This window comes from Streptomyces sp. NPDC088246 (assembly GCF_044741025.1).
GTDB lineage: Bacteria > Actinomycetota > Actinomycetes > Streptomycetales > Streptomycetaceae > Streptomyces.
The window spans coordinates 155,887-170,540 of record NZ_JBIURV010000021.1 but is presented as its reverse complement, the minus strand read 5'-3'; the positions used below and the strand labels follow the sequence as shown (position 1 = coordinate 170,540).

Genomic DNA, 14,654 nt, shown 5'->3' with positions numbered 1-14,654 from the left:
AAGAAAGACCAGGCCAGGCGAGGCACGCGACGGGTTCCCGAGAAGATCATCACCCTTGCGCCCGCGATACTTCAGTAGCTCAAGCAACGGCATTGGCCGTTGTCCACGACGTAGCGATCGCGTCGACGATCTCGCGGCGGGGATGCTTCTCCGGCCGACCCCCGGCTCTGATCTCGCAAGCCGGTTCGGGTAACGGCGTTTCGATCAGGGCCCATTCGGCGTGGGTGCTGTCGGAGGGATAGCGGCGCTGGCGCATGACGGCGGCCTTCCCCTCGTTCATTGGTGAGCGGTCCGCCCGGTCGGAGGCCGGGCGGACCGCTTGTGCTGGTCAGGACGAAACGACGAGATCGAGGGCGGATTCGATGGAGTTGAGCTGGGCGATGATGTGCTTGACCCGCTTGTCGCCGGGGTGAGCGGCGGCGTGCAGGGCGACCGTGCCGGTGAGGAACCGGCGGAATTCGGTGAGCTTCCCGGTGAGATCGGCCCGTTCGTATGCCTGGAGGGCGGCCGGTTCAGCGCCGATCCGGTAGCCGTCGGCTCTCGTCCAGATCAGCGCTGGCCAGCCGTTCTCCGCGACCTGAAGCGACCCGAGGTGACGGCCAAGGTGCACGGTGGACAAGGCCCGGGTGGTGGATGAATTCACTCGCGACGTGGTGCCAGGTGCAGGCTGGAGATGCGGGGATGGTGCCTTTCGATGTCGTCCCAGAAGGCTCCCACCAGTTGACTGGCCAGGCCGGACAGCGTGCTGTAGTCGAGGCTGGGGCGGCGCTCGTCCAGGTAACGTACGAACACGTCCCGGACGGACCTGCATTGGATGCCGTACCGGTCAGCGATTTGTGCTGTCGGCAGCTGCCCGCGCGCCAGTGTCCGGCGCAAGGACAGGCAGACGACCTGACCGCTTTCCACGGCTGGAAGGCCTCCTCGGCGATTTCGGCCCGGCGGCCGCGCACTGCGCCGACCGGATACGGCATGTCATGGAGCACGGTGCCGGCGGCGGTCGCGCTGTGGTCGATCACGGGCGAACCGGAGCGGAGTGTGTCCGTCCTTGAGGAGTACCTCCCTCCCATCGTCAACGGCGGCAACGCCTATGGCTACTTCCTCGACGCGCTGCGGGCCCTCGCCCGGATCGGCACGATCTCTCCGGCAGCGCGGACAATCCTGCGTACGGTGCTGGAATCCGACCGGCGGATGTCAACGTACCGGGTCTATCGAGCGTTCCTTCAGGACGAGGAGATTCGATCCGCGATCGACGACGTCCTCACCCTGCCGTGACGACCTGCCTCCGAGCAGCTCGCCAGCGCAATCGACAAAGGCCTGCAGCCCCGCCGGTGACTGCAAGCCTGCCTGTGTATCAACCATCGCGCTTCGGCTCACCGGGGAAACAGGGTTTGATCCTCACAGACCTTTTTTCAGTATTTGACGTCGATGTAGTCGATGTAGTCGATGTACGTGAATTCGACTTCCTGAAGGTCGCGGGCGCGGCCCCGTGGAGACGGGCACGTACGGGCCGCTGGAGGTGCTGGCCTGCAACCGGGTCACCTGGGCAAGGTGATCACGCAGTGCCGGACATGCTGCGGGTGGCCGGCTCTCCGGTCACCAACCAGGTCCGCGCCCATGACCTGCTGCGGATGCTCGGCCGTGAAGGGCATCCGACGCCGCTGGGGCAGGCGTTTGCCGAGTACGACCGCTGCACGACCCGGACGCGGTCGAACTCGACGACGACGAGGACGGGCAGGAGTGAGACGGGCCCACACAGTCGGGACGCCAACCACAGCCGGCAGACCATCACCCGATTGTCGCTGGAGGGAGGAGCGTGGGCGGCCGGCGTCCCCGTTCAGTCGGCAGGCACATCGTCGAGCACCCGTGCGGGCCCGTGCGAGGATCGCGACGTGAACGATCTACACTTCCGCCTCGCCGACGACGCCGACCTCGCCACTCTCGTTCGCCTGCGCGACGAAGCTGCCCGCTGGATGCTCGCCCAGGGCATTACCGGCCAGTGGCAGCCCGGCGAGCTGGACGAGGACCACTTCCGCCGGATCATGGCGAGTGGCGAGGTCTGGCTCGCCGAGGCCGACGGCCGCGCGGCCGGGGCCTGGGAGCTGTGGTGGGCGGACGAGGATGCCTGGGGACCGCAGCCGCCAGTGGCCGGCTATGTGCACCGGCTGATGGTGGACCGCAGCAGCGCCCGGCCGGGGACAGGGCGGCTGCTGCTACGAGCTGCGGAGCGCCGCGTGGCTGCGGCGGGGCGGGCGTTCATACGTCTGGACTGCCTGGCCGGCAATGCGCGCCTGAACGCCTACTACTTGGACGACGGCTACCGGCTCGTCGGCCACAAGGCGGGCAAGCCGCAGCCGGGCGGTGCACCCAAGTCGTTCACGCTCCTTGAGAAGGCCCTGCGGGTCGGCCGCCAGGACTGAGCAATGTCGGCCAGGGCGGCAAACGGTGACCATGGCATCCCGCGCGTGCCGGCCACCTTCCGAGAGGGGGGCCGCCCCGCTCACGACACACCTACGGGCAACAGAGCAGTCGTCATTTCGATCCCCTCCGGATCAGTTGGTAGCACCCGCACGTAAACGGCTGTGTGCTGTTGAGGGAGAGGTTTCGCAGCGACCGGATTCGAGCAGGGCTCTATTCGGCAATGTATGTGCGGTAGATCCAGCGGTATACGGGCAGCAGTTCGCCGTCGAGTTCGGCATAGTGACCCGCGAACCCGAAATGCTCATAACCGTTCCAACGGGGAACCGTCACTCTTGTTTCACTGTCCAGTGATTTCACTTCCCAGGCCGACGGTGAACCCTCCGACCCCTCGCTAAGCATTACGCGAATCGATTGAGGCATAGCGCTCTCCAGTCGGGAGGATCAGCGCTGATTTATCAGCGGAGGCGTCGGATCGATTGTTTTTGCCACGCCGTCTTGAGTGCAGCCGAAAATACTTCCACCACAGAACGGCGAGTGTCACGAAACCGCGCAACTGGTCCAGGAATCCCCTGCGCGTCGCGTCACTCACCGGCGTGCGGGAGCCGGCCAAGGGCGGCGCGGACGGTATCGGCGGTCCGCCTCGCGTACGGAACGGTGTGAATGCCACGGTGCCCCAGCCGGCGGTGTGCGCCGTCGTGACCGCGCCGGCCGGCGCGGCCTCAGGGTGCAAGCGCGGGGGTCCGGGCGCGGGCGGCCCTCGGGATGATGGCCGGCCGTGACGCCAGGAGACAGACACCGATGAAGGATTGGACAGCACAGGGAACTCGCATGATGCCCCTTGACGAGGTGATGCGAGCCGCCTCTTCCTTGCCGAGGGGCGCTCATTGCGACGAACGATCTCGATACTGCTCACAACTGGCTGGCCAGTTCTGCTTCGGATCGTCGGTTGCCGCGCTCCCCGGAGAGGAGGGCAGCCCACCGGTTGGATTCAAAACGGTTATCCCACGGAGCTGAATAAACTCGCAATGAGACCACCGACAGTTCACTCGTACGGCGTAATGAACTGAACGGTGGGTGCCTTCTTCTCGGCGGGATCCACGAATCCGGCCCCATCGGGTCGTGAAGTCGGATTCGCGGCGTTTTACCGTCGGGATGTCGCGACCGGAAAGAAATGGCGCACACCTGGCAATTATCCGGTAAAGGCTGGTTGCGGTGGAATGATCTCGGCGCGACTGCTGCGATCACGGCAGCAGCGGCCGCCGGCCGTCCCCCTCGCTCTCGGAGCGCATTTCGGACTGGGCCGATCGGGTGACTGATTGACGCAGGGGTTGATGGCAGGTCATTCATTGGGGTTACTGAAGTCGTTGAACCGGTGGGCCGCCCGTCCCGCTCCGGGAAGCTCGGCAATCGGCCCGCCCGTTTCGGCCCTTCCTTCCGGCAGGGCTCCGGCGAGCACGGCCACTGCATGGCTGCCCCGGAGAGCCACCGGCCGGTGGGTGCTCCCGACACCGGCCGGTGAAGCGGCCCGCCGTGCTTGAGACCGGGCAGTGGTGCGCATCTCGCGGCCGATGCCCGTCGGCCCCCGGTCGCCGTCGCGTCCGCCCCGTCCCTGGCGGGACTCATCGCCGCAAGCCACTGCCCGGTCACTCTCCCCCTGAGCCGGGAGCCGTTCTTCCTCTCACCCCTGACCCCGCGTCGGGCACGAGGGAAGCCTGCCGTCGATCCCGGCCAGCCCCCGTGCGGACCGCAACGGTCCGCCTGTCACAGGAGGACCCGTCATGTCCACAGACACAACCTCGTCCGGCCAGTCGCAGCCGGTCGCCCAACTGTCTTTCCCCTTCGGTCCGCTGCTCCTGGCGGTCCTGCCCAACTCCGGACCGGTCGCCGGCGGCAACACGGTTCAGCTCCTCGGAGTGGGCCTCAGCGGTGCCACCAGCGTTCTGTTCGGTTCCACGCCGGCCACCATCGTCTCCCAGGACGTGCTGGGACTCACTGTCACGATCACGGTCCCGGCGAACGCCGCAGGCACGGTGCCGGTCACCGTGACCACCGGCGGCGGCACGAGCAACCCGGTGTCCTACACCTACGTGGACCCGTCCACGCCCGCTCCTCCCACCGCCACCAGCATCACCCCGGCCTCGGGCCCGGTCGCCGGCGCCACCCCGTTCGTGATCGCCGGCACCAACCTGAGCGGTGGCACTGTCACCGTCAACGGAGTTCCGGCCACCGTGCTGGGCGGCGACCCCACCGGGATCCTGCTGTTCGGGATCACCCCGGCCGGCACCGCCGCGGGCAACGTCCCGGTCGTGGTCACGACCGCGGCCGGCACCGCCACTGTCCCCGGCGGGTACACCTACATCTGACCAGCCGTCCCCCTCAGGGCCCCTTGCCTGCCACGTCGCCACGCCGGCCGGTAAGGGCTGTGGACAGCGCCGGCCTGCGAGTTCCTCGCGCAGGCCGGCGCTGTCCACAATCAGGGACGGTTCCGCCACGACCAGCCCACCCGGGGGTGGCAAAACCAAGGACGCGACGGCAGAGGATACGTTGCGAAGCGTGTGCGCCGGCTGCGCCCGATCGGGCTGCGCCGCCGAGGCGTGTTCGCAGTCCGGATGTGATCTGCCGCCGGGACGACGCCCCCGCGCCACCCCCGGTCAGCAGACGCGAGCGGCCTGCGACCGCTCACCTGCGATGCGACGTTCTTGAGCCGCTTCGGCCCGGCCCCTCCCCCGCGCCTCCCGGCAGCCCACCAGGACGCGGCCGGCCGGAACCGTACAGGTCGCGTTCTCTCGTCCGCCTCGTGCGACAGGCGCGGGACCCCGGCGACGGCAAGTGCCGCCTCTTCGAATACTTTCGATGCGGGAGCCGTCGACTGCCCGGCGGAATGTCACGCATGCGTCCTGTGCGGCATCTCTTCTGAGAAGCCTTGCGGGGTGTCTGATCCCGCGGTCAGGGCTTCGTCCTTCTTCGAACGGCCTGCCAACAGGCCGGGATGTCCTGGACCGCTCTCGCGTCGTCGGGCCGGTCCCGCGGTTGGGGAGAAAGACGCGCGAGACCCGGGCCAATCACGCCATCAGCCGTGCGAGACCTGTGCCAGATCGTCTGATACCTGGCATCAGCACAGGCCCCGGGGCTTGAATCCTCCATGGGGGAGCGGGTGCGGAACATGGAGCGGTCCGACACCGGTGCCTGCCTCGGCCGGGCCGGCCGGGGCTCGTCCAGCGGAACGAGGTCGGCCGGCCCTCAGGTGCTTCATGTGTCCGCGAAATGTGGCACGTGATCGAGATCACCGGCGGCCGGGCGCGTGCTGGAGCACCCGCCGACGAGGTGAACCGGCGTCGCAGGCGCTGTTCACCGGCCTGGGAGTTGAGTTGGCGACGTGCCGGACCTTCGCCCCGGCCCGGTTTCACAGCAGACGGTCTCTGCGGCCCTGCTCCGGCCTCGGCCCGCGGACACCCCGCGGCGGACCCGGGCGCTGTGTTGTGTTCACGCGGGGCCCGGCGGACGGGATCGCGGTCGCGGACCGCAGCCTGGAGGGATTTCACCCGGTCAGTGAGATCCGCGCCCAGAATGTGCGGCCTCCGCCGGTCTCCCGCCGCGTTCCCAGCGCCTGGGCGGACTGCGCGACCACCACCAGGCCCCGACCGTACTCGTTGGCGTCGCCGGCACGGTGCGGGACGGACGACGCTCTCCCCTCGTCCTGGACTTCCACGAGGAGCCAGTCACCGTCCTTCTGCAGGCGGCCGGTGATCGAGAGGCTGTCGGTGTGGACGATGGCGTTGGTCATCAGCTCAGAGATCACGAGTAAGGCCGCACATCGGGCACCTTCGCCCGTTATGCCCTCAAAGTCCATCCATAGCCGGGCCAGTTGGCGGCAGACCGGCACCGCTCGCTCCAGTGTCGGCACGCGGAACGAGGCCGGCCGTCCCGTAGGCCAGTCGTCGGCCAGGACCCGGGCTGACGCCGTATTCGGCCATTGTTCGATTTCCTGGGGGGACAATGCGATCTGCGCCCCCGGCCAAGCAGTCGGCAGCATGGTTCTTCCTCTCTCGTCCTGGGCCTTGCTCAGGTGGCGGGGTGGCCGGTTTACGCTTGCGGACACGGCACAAGCCGCCGGCCGCGGAATTGCCTGCCGTACCCGATGTGCCCGCCGGGCGGGGACAACCGCGCCGGGAGCCCGGTGGGCGGTTCAGCGGCGGGAAGCGCGGTGCACCCGTCCGCCGCCCATGCGGCGGGCCGTACACGGGGTGAGCCGGGCCGCCCGCAGTCCCGCATCCGCGGTGGTGCCGATCCCGGACCGGTGCCGTCGAGGTCGTCCGTGCTGCCCCCGGTGGCAGCACAGACGTGAGATGAAGGGCGATCTCGCCGAGAAGGAGGGCACCGGGCACCCGGATCCGCAGGAGCGGTCACGTTCGCGCAGACAGCGCCGACGCCCGGTGGTGATACGGCCGTCCAGCCGGGACCGGCACCCCGAACGCCAGTCACCGAACGGGGTCCGGACGATGCCCGCCGCCGGCATGGAAGGTGATTCGATGCCGTGGGAGGCAGCAGGCTCCGTTCTCCGGCAACGCCCCCGCGCCGTGCACGACGATGAGTGAATCGGCCGAGAACAGGGTGCGAGCGACAAGGTATCCCCCCGCCGACTGGAGTTTCGCCGCACCGACCGGAGCGGTCTCACCGCAGAACTCAGCAGCCCGGTGCCGGGCGTCGGACGTCGGGAAAATCGTTAGGGAAGCGCGCATGGTGCCCCCAAAGAGGTCACATGGGCCGCCGCGCCAGTCGGCACCGGCTACTGGCACCGACTGGCGGATCCAAACCCCTCCCACGGGGGTGCCCATTGCGGCAGTCCCACCGGCAGATCCCCAGGCTTTCACCTCACCTGGACAGCTACGAGAGAAATGAACAGCCGCTCCCCCGGAGAGGGTGGGCGGCCCACCGGTTTGGATAGTGACAGTTATCCTCTTGGCCGCATATGACAGCAACAAAGCCGACAGGATGTCACCCGGATGGCGTAGATGTGTCGATATCCCCGCCCTCGCACCGGACCGATTGAAGACTCCCCGGGCAGGGCCGTCATCAAGCATCCGGATGAAGTGGTTCATGGACGTGGGCAGCCCGCGATGCCATGGAACCGATGTCATACGGTGCAACGATTTTTTTCTTTGGCGAATCGCTTCTTCTGACTCTCTTTCGCAACCGTCTGCCACAGCTTTTCCTGGCGTGACCTGTTCGGCTTGATCACGTCGGGGAATTCGACGTCAGGTAGCGCACCCACGACAGAGCCATAAGGCGTCACGACATCACGACCCTCTCGTTCTGCGGGGATGTGCACTTCGACACCGCGACCGGCACCCATGACTCGGCCGAAAACCGCACCACCCCAGGCCAGATCACCCCATACCACGGGCCACCCGACCCACAGACGGCGTGAAACAGACCCTCCAACTGCCGTGACCAGGCATGTCGGCACGTGCCGCACAGTCGGCCACCGACCCCGACCACCGCATCACAGTGACCGTTTGGCGCCAAGTCACGGAATAGAGCAGCCCCGGCGCTGTGGCAGATGAAGTCACATATCGGCAAGGAACTCGGCCATGGAACCGACGCCCGAGCAACAGGCTTCCTGCGGCACCTTCACGTCGGGTGAGTGAGATCAAGCGATGCTCACCAGCCACATATGTATAACAACCGGCCATTTCCACGCCGCACCACCCGGCGTGCCACCCGGCGCACCACCCGGACCCCTGCAGAGCGCATACATGCGGAAAACGAAATTCCTTCCACATATGAGGCGATCGAGCTTGGACCTTGCAGATGAAACAAGAGATGACTCCTTGTCACCACCGCATCGATTCAGCCAGATAGTTCCCCGGCTGAATACCGCCCGTACAGCCGGGCGAACGTGAGGACAACAGGCACCGGGCGGACCTCGTGCAGGTCCCAGGCGTTCCGTTCCATCTGAACTCCACCAATTCGGAAATTGAGTCGCTTCAGTCGCTGGAAGGAGTACGCATCGTTCCTGAACCGCACCTGTGTGACAGCGACTCAGGCCGGGCCGTAGCGTCCCGACCGGCAACTTCGCCTGACGCCCTGTCGATCGCACTGTGGTGCGCCCGCCGGTGCCCGGGCCCCCGGGCCGGCCGCCGGTGTCGCTGCTCCCGCACCGCGGCGACCGATCCCGGGTGCATCCGGGCAGGGCGGGCGCAACAGCCCGGGTCCGGGGCCGGTATCGCACACAAAGGTGCCGGTCTCGTCGTCATCGATACCGATGCCCACGGGACACCGCCGCCCGAACGGAACCGGGCAGGACCCAGGCGACGGTTCCGCCGGCAGGACGCAGCCGGCCGGCAAGGCGTTGGATGTTCGGGACGACGCCGCGGGCGTAGGGGTTGGCGTCGATGAAGAACGGCACCATGTCGATGACGACCAGCGCGGTGCGGGCGGGATCGAGGCTGGTGTACGCGAAGCGGCGGCCGCGACGTTCTTCCTGTCGCTGTTACTCACGGTCGTCGATACGCCAGCTGTGGAGAGGTGCCTCGGTGTCCTGCACGGCGGTTCCCTCCGTCAGTCGTGGTCCGGGTGGAGCTTGCGGTTGGTTCCGGAGCGGCCGATGTCCAGATCCAGGAAAGAGGTCAGGGCGGTGCCGCTGTTCCAGAAGCCGAGCAGGTTGACGTCGATCAGGCACAGCTGGTGCCGGGCGGCGAACTTGCGAGCTGGGTCGGTGAAGACGCAGGAGGCGACGAAGACGGGGACGTCGGCGCCGTGTTCGGCGCGGGCAGTGCCGTTGAACGTCTGGATGTCGCGGCTGCCGACCGTGCGGTGCTTGGCATAGCGCTTGCACTGGATGACGATGCGGCGGCCGTCGGGCAGGAGGCCGGTCACGTCGGCCCCGAGGTCGCCGGCCCCGCCGACGCGTTTGACGTCGGTGCAGCCGTCTCGGCGGCACAGATCGGCGATGTACTCCTCGAACTCGCGGTCGTCCATTGCCCAGACCGACTCAAGCGACCGGCGGGCCTGCCGTCGTGCTTCTTCGGCAAGCCGGGCCTGCTCGGCCTGTGCTTCGCGTCGCCCTGCACGTACCAGGCCCGTGACGACGACTGTGGCGACCGCGGCGGCCAACGCCGCCAGCAGCACAGTCCCCATGCTTGCCCCTCCCCTGCCTTCGGCGGTATGCCCGCCTTCTGCCTCCCCAGATCGGAGCTGGTCCATCCGGCAGGTTGGCCACGTAGGAGTGCCGGTGTTCCGCGAGGTGAGTTCGACGCTGAACCCGGTGTAGTGGTGCGGTTGGACGCGCTTGTGGCGGCGTGCACGATGTCGCCGGTGCGGAACGCTCCGATGGAGACCCCGAGGTAGGAGCGCAGATGCGTAATGCGGCGGGCGAGGCGGTGCGGTTCGTCCACGGAGGCAGGCAGGATGGCGGTGGCCTCCATCGGCTCACACCCGAGCAGCGCCGGCGCTTCCACCGCGTCGTCCTCGAAGCCTTCGTCCCCGATCTGCACACCGGACTCTTCCAGCCCGGCCTGCACAAAGCGCGCGAGTTTGCGGATTCCGGGACTGGCGTGGGCGGCAACCCGCACGCCCATCAGCCGTTGGAGCTGCCTGGCACGCGGGTTCGGTCATGCAAGGCAGTGGGGTGTCTACTCGTCGAGTAGTTCGACGAGGATGCGGCGAGAGGGAGTGAAGGTGCAGAGGTCGAGGATGCCGGGCGGATCCGCGAGGCCGTGGCCGCCCGCCTCGATCCAGGCGGCGATGCCGTTGGCGGCGGCAGGATCATCGACCAGGCCGAGCCGGAGAGGCCGTCCACCGGCCCCGCGCTCCCCCGCCCGATCCCGTGGCCGGTGGCAACCGGTGCCGGCTCGTACCAGCTCGTTGCGGAGCCGAGCGGTGGCCGTGCGGGCTTCGGGATCTCCCCCCATGCTGGAAATGAGGGGGTGAGGCCACGGAGGAGGTGGTGAGGATGCAGACCGTTGTGGATCTCACGCGCTGCCAGGGCTATGCGCAGTGCGTGTTCCTCGCACCGGAGGTGTTCGAGCTGCACGGCGAGGAGGGGTTGCTGTACGCCACGGCCGTCCCGGACGACCAGGTCGAGCGCGTGCGCCAGGCTGCGGCGGCGTGCCCGGTCCAGGCCATCCTCCTCGGTGAAGGGGTGAGCACCGGTGCCCGGTGATCTGAGCGACGGCCGCATCGTGATCGTCGGCGCGTCGCTGGCCGGGTTGAGGGCCGCGGAGACGCTGCGCGAGGAGGGCTTCACCGGCTCACTGACCGTGGTGGGGGACGAGCCCTGTGCACCTTACGACCGGCCCCCTCTGTCCAAGCAGGTGCTGCTCGGCAAGGCGCCGGCGAACACCACGGCGCTGCCGATGCGCCGGGACCCGGACGCCGACTGGCGACTGGGAGTAGCCGCCACCGGCGTGGACCCTTTGGAGAAACGCGTGATGCTGGCCGACGGCGATTCGCTGCCGTACGACCGGCTGCTGATCGCCACCGGGACCCGGGCGCGCCCCTGGCCCGACCCGGAGGAGGCCTCCTTGGACGGCGTGTTCACCCTGCGCACCAGTGACGAGGCCGGGAGGCTGGCCGAGCGGCTGGCCGCCGGGCCGGAGCGGGTGCTGGTGATCGGTGCCGGTTTCACCGGTTCGGAGATCGCCTCCGCCTGCCGGGAGCGGGGTATCGAGGTCACGGTCGCAGAACGCGGCCCCGCACCCCTGGTGGGCGCGCTCGGCGGCACGCTGGCGAAACTCGCGGCAGCCATGCACCGCAATCACGGCGTGGACCTGCGCTGCGGGGTGACGGTCACCGCTCTGCGCGGGGACGGGAACGGCCGGTTCACCGGCGCGGACCTGTCCGACGGCAGTCGTGTCGGGGCAGACGTGTGCGTGGTGGCGTTGGGGGCGGTCCGCAACGTCGAGTGGCTGGCGGAGTCCGGGCTGGCGGCGGGTCCGCGCGGGATCGCCTGCGACGCCGGGTGCCGGGCCTTCAACATGTACGGGATAGTCACCGACGACGTCTTCGTGGCCGGTGACGTCTCCCGGTTCCCGCACCCGCTGTTCGGGTACCAGATGCTCTCCCTGGAGCACTGGGGCAACGCGGTCGAACAGGCCGAGGTGGCGGCTCACAACATGGTCAGTCCGGGGCCGCTGCGGCGCCCGCACCTCGCCGTCCCGACGTTCTGGTCGACCCAGTTCGGGCTCAACATCAAGTCGGTGGGCGTGCCCACCTACTCCGACCACGTGGTCATCGCCCAGGGCTCTTTGGAGGCGCGCCGTCTGTCGGTGGTCTACGGCTACCAGGGACGGGTCACCGCCGCGGTCACCGTCGACATGGCCAAATCGCTCGACTACTACAAGCACCTGATCGAGACGGCCGCTCCGTTCCCGCCCCCGCCCGGCGCGGCGGACCGCGCGATCGCGGCCGACGTCACGATCCCGTCCGACGTGCCCGACCCGAGTGGGCTGTCGCACGGCCCCACCGTGGCGCTCACCGGTCACCTGCCCGATCGACGACTGACGGTGGTGCAGCCCACGCGCTGACCCACGTCCCGCCCAACCACGAGGAGCCACCATGGCCTCCGAGACCTTGCTGGCACGGATCTCCGACTACGCGAACCGTCCCAACCCCTACCCGCTGTATGCGGAACTCCGCGAGGCCGGGCCCGTGGTGCGGCAGGCCGACGGCAGCTGTCTGATCGGCACTTACCACGAAATCGCCGCTCTGCTCCACGACCCGCGGATGAGTGCCGAACCACGCAGCCGCACCGACTCGTCGTCGTCCGAGGAGACGAGGCGGCCGCCGTTCCTGCGGCTCGACGACCCCGAGCACCACAGACTGCGCACCCTGACCATGCGGCCGTTCGGGCCGCCGCACACCCCCGGCCGGATCGACGCCATGCGCGGCGAGATCGCCCACATCACCGGGGAGCTGATCGAGGCGCTCCGGGACCGCGAGCAGATCGACGTCGTCGACGACTTCGCCTACCCCCTGCCCATCACCGTCATCTGCCGGCTGATGGGCGTCCCGCGCGAGGACGAGGCACTGTTCCAGGAATGGACCGACGTGATCGTCGCGTCCGCCGACATCGGGCCCGAAGAGGACACCACCGAACGGGACAAGGCGGGCCTGCAGGCCCGGCAGGAGATGGGCCGGTACCTGGTCAACCTCGCCGAACAGCGCCGCGGCCGTCCCACCGGCGACATGCTCTCCGACTTCATCAACGAACCGGACCCCGCCCTGCGGCTCACCGTCGAGGAACTGGCGGAAACCACCATCCTGTTGTTCATCGCCGGACACGAGACCACGGTCAACCTGATCACCAACGGTGTGCTCACCCTGCTGCGCCGGCCCGACGAGCTGGACCGGCTGCGCCGCGAACCCGACCTGCTGCCGCGCGCGGTGGAGGAACTGCTGCGCTACGAACCCCCGGTCCATATGCGCGAGAGGATCCCTCTCGCCGACATCGACGTCGCCGGCACCACGATCCCCGAGGGCACGTCCGTCATACTGGCGCTGGCCTCGGGCAGCCGCGACCCCAAGCGGTTCCACGAGCCCGACCGCTTCGACCCCACCCGCCCGGACAACGAGCACTTCGGCTTCGGCAGCGGGATCCACCTGTGCTACGGCGCACCACTCGCCCGCATCGAAGCCGAGACCGCGCTCGGCGCGCTGCTTCCCCGCCTCGGCACGGCCCGCCTGGTCCAGGACCCGCCCCCCTACCGGCAGAACGCCATGCTCCGCGGACCCCGCCACCTGCCCATCCAACTGTGAGGCCACGTAGCGGCACACAGCACACCAGGCAATCCATCGTGCCGCCGACGGCAGCTGGTGACCGCCAAGCCGTACTGGAGCGCGACCTGGGCATGGACAGCCTCGCTCTGCCCGAACTGGTGGAAACCCTCCAAGGCCGCCTGTCGATCGTTGTGCCGGATGAGATCACCGCCCGTATCCGTACGGTCGCAGACTTGCAGGGTGCGGTGGCCCACCTGGTGGCTGCCGCGCTCTCATCCGCGCCGACCCCAAGGACCTGATCGTGAGCGAACGCGTCATCGCCCCCCTGAACCGCGGTTTCCTCTTCCTCGACTCCCATCCGGCCGGCTGCCGCAAGATGGTGGCCGACATGTGGGAGGCCGTCCCCGCCAGGCAGCCCGGTGGGGACGGTCCGGTGGCACTCGTCATCGGTTCGTCCGCCGGGTACGGGCTCGCCGCCACGATCGCCGGGCTCGCCCGTGCCGGGATCCGCGGCATCGGGGTCTGTTTCGAGAAGGCACCCGGCCGACGCACCGGCACGGCCGGCTGGTACCGCACCGCGGCCACCGCCGAGCTGGCCCGTAGGCACGGCCGGGACATGGTCTTCCTCAACGGCGACGCGTTCTCCGATGCGATGAAGCATCAGGTAGCCGACCTCGTCAAGCAGCGGTACGGGCGGCTGGACCACCTGATCTATTCGGTGGCCGCCCCGCGGCGCACCGACCCGGACACCGGCGTCACCTACTCCTCCGTCCTCAAGCCGATCGGCGAGCCCTACCGGACCAAAACCCTGAACTTGGACGCCTCCGGCGCCCCGGAGGTCACGGAGGTGGAAACCGCCCCGGCAGCGGGCGACGACATCGAGCAGACCACCGCGGTGATGGGCGGCACGGACTGGGAGCGGTGGATCGACCACCTGGCCGGACGGGACCTGCTCGCCGACGGGTTCACCACCGCCGCGCTCTCCTACATCGGCTCGCCCCTGACCGCGGGCATCTACCGACAGGGCACCATCGGCGCGGCCAAGGCCCATCTCGAGGCCACCGCCCGCACCCTGAACGAACGCCTGGACAAGCTCGTCGGCGGACGCGCGCTCACTTCCGTCAACGGAGCCGCCGTCACCCAGTCCTCCACCGCCATCCCCGGCATCGCCCTCTACGTCGGCCTGTTGCGCGGCGTCCTCGGCCAGGGCATGGTCCCGCCGATCGACCAGCTCACCGAGCTGTGGGACCAGCTCACCGACGCCCGCCCTCTCACTCTCGACAACGACGGCCGAGTACGCCTCGACGCCTGGGAGCTCGCACCCTCGGTACAGGAGGCCGTCGCCGACCGCTGGAACAGCGCCACCACGAACAGCATCGGTGACCTCGCCGACCTCGACTGGTTCCGCGCCGAAGTCCAGCGTCTGTACGGCTTCGCCGTACCCGGCATCGACTACACCGCCCCCGTCGACACCGACATCCCCTGGCCGGACCCGACCGCCTGACCCCACCTGTGGA

General features: G+C 68.7%; 13 protein-coding genes and 4 pseudogenes. 10 read left to right on the top strand and 7 right to left on the bottom strand.

The window, feature by feature from the left end; genetic code table 11:
* Window positions 1-95 precede the first annotated feature (95 nt).
* The 3 genes and pseudogenes from ACIPEK_RS27430 to ACIPEK_RS27420 form a co-directional block, all read right to left on the bottom strand.
* Window positions 96-256 (bottom strand): annotated as a pseudogene (locus ACIPEK_RS27430) (IS5/IS1182 family transposase); the annotation flags it as partial.
* Between the two features lie 72 nt (window positions 257-328).
* Window positions 329-580, bottom strand: a pseudogene (locus ACIPEK_RS27425) (RacP protein); the annotation flags it as partial.
* Between the two features lie 59 nt (window positions 581-639).
* Window positions 640-792, bottom strand: a complete 153-nt coding sequence (locus ACIPEK_RS27420) for a hypothetical protein (RefSeq protein ID WP_402001110.1) — start codon at window positions 790-792, stop codon at window positions 640-642.
* Window positions 793-969: 177 nt separating this feature from the next.
* Here ACIPEK_RS27420 and ACIPEK_RS27415 point away from each other — a divergent pair, with 177 nt between their 5' ends.
* From ACIPEK_RS27415 to ACIPEK_RS27405, 3 genes and pseudogenes are all read left to right on the top strand, one after another.
* Entirely contained in the window at window positions 970-1,272 is a 303-nt protein-coding gene (locus ACIPEK_RS27415; protein ID WP_402001107.1) for a hypothetical protein, read from the top strand.
* 214 nt (window positions 1,273-1,486) lie between these two features.
* A pseudogene (locus ACIPEK_RS27410) lies at window positions 1,487-1,688 on the top strand (Tn3 family transposase); the annotation flags it as partial.
* A 201-nt stretch (window positions 1,689-1,889) separates the two neighbouring features.
* A complete protein-coding gene (locus ACIPEK_RS27405; protein WP_402001143.1) occupies window positions 1,890-2,417 on the top strand; it encodes a GNAT family N-acetyltransferase in 528 nt (175 codons plus the stop codon).
* 211 nt (window positions 2,418-2,628) lie between these two features.
* Here the strand turns inward: ACIPEK_RS27405 and ACIPEK_RS27400 are convergent, their stop codons facing one another.
* Complete coding sequence (locus ACIPEK_RS27400) at window positions 2,629-2,838, bottom strand: DUF5988 family protein (protein WP_402001105.1); 210 nt, start codon at window positions 2,836-2,838, stop codon at window positions 2,629-2,631.
* Window positions 2,839-4,196: 1,358 nt separating this feature from the next.
* Here ACIPEK_RS27400 and ACIPEK_RS27395 point away from each other — a divergent pair.
* Complete coding sequence (locus ACIPEK_RS27395) at window positions 4,197-4,781, top strand: IPT/TIG domain-containing protein (protein ID WP_402001102.1); 585 nt, start codon at window positions 4,197-4,199, stop codon at window positions 4,779-4,781.
* Window positions 4,782-5,956: 1,175 nt separating this feature from the next.
* On the opposite strand, the gene ACIPEK_RS27390 is transcribed toward ACIPEK_RS27395, so the two are convergent.
* Complete coding sequence (locus ACIPEK_RS27390) at window positions 5,957-6,451, bottom strand: ATP-binding protein (protein ID WP_402001099.1); 495 nt, start codon at window positions 6,449-6,451, stop codon at window positions 5,957-5,959.
* 2,528 nt (window positions 6,452-8,979) lie between these two features.
* On the bottom strand, window positions 8,980-9,558 hold the full coding sequence (locus ACIPEK_RS27385; protein WP_402001096.1) for a restriction endonuclease: 579 nt from the start codon (window positions 9,556-9,558) through the stop codon (window positions 8,980-8,982).
* Window positions 9,559-9,776: 218 nt separating this feature from the next.
* On the opposite strand from ACIPEK_RS27385, the gene ACIPEK_RS27380 reads away from it, so the two are divergent.
* Complete coding sequence (locus tag ACIPEK_RS27380; protein WP_402001093.1) at window positions 9,777-10,067, top strand: hypothetical protein; 291 nt, start codon at window positions 9,777-9,779, stop codon at window positions 10,065-10,067.
* Here the strand turns inward: ACIPEK_RS27380 and ACIPEK_RS27375 are convergent.
* Window positions 10,053-10,238, bottom strand: a pseudogene (locus tag ACIPEK_RS27375) ((2Fe-2S) ferredoxin domain-containing protein); the annotation flags it as partial. The gene ACIPEK_RS27380 and the pseudogene ACIPEK_RS27375 overlap by 15 nt on opposite strands.
* Before the next feature lie 134 nt (window positions 10,239-10,372).
* Between ACIPEK_RS27375 and ACIPEK_RS27370 the strand changes: the two are divergent.
* The 5 genes from ACIPEK_RS27370 to fabV are packed head-to-tail and all read left to right on the top strand — an operon-like array spanning window position 10,373 to window position 14,641.
* Window positions 10,373-10,582, top strand: a complete 210-nt coding sequence (locus ACIPEK_RS27370; protein ID WP_383071887.1) for a ferredoxin — start codon at window positions 10,373-10,375, stop codon at window positions 10,580-10,582.
* Window positions 10,572-11,945 carry an NAD(P)/FAD-dependent oxidoreductase gene (locus tag ACIPEK_RS27365; protein WP_402001090.1) on the top strand — a complete coding sequence of 458 codons (1,374 nt, stop codon included), beginning with the start codon at window positions 10,572-10,574 and terminating at the stop codon, window positions 11,943-11,945. Before ACIPEK_RS27370 ends, ACIPEK_RS27365 begins: the two co-directional genes overlap by 11 nt.
* Before the next feature lie 31 nt (window positions 11,946-11,976).
* Window positions 11,977-13,176, top strand: a complete 1,200-nt coding sequence (locus tag ACIPEK_RS27360; protein ID WP_402001087.1) for a cytochrome P450 — start codon at window positions 11,977-11,979, stop codon at window positions 13,174-13,176.
* Window positions 13,177-13,214: 38 nt separating this feature from the next.
* On the top strand, window positions 13,215-13,436 hold the full coding sequence (locus ACIPEK_RS27355) for an acyl carrier protein (RefSeq protein WP_383071890.1): 222 nt from the start codon (window positions 13,215-13,217) through the stop codon (window positions 13,434-13,436).
* Window positions 13,437-13,438: 2 nt separating this feature from the next.
* A complete protein-coding gene (gene fabV / locus ACIPEK_RS27350) occupies window positions 13,439-14,641 on the top strand; it encodes an enoyl-[acyl-carrier-protein] reductase FabV (RefSeq protein ID WP_402001084.1) in 1,203 nt (400 codons plus the stop codon).
* The last annotated feature ends 13 nt before the right edge of the window (window positions 14,642-14,654 follow it).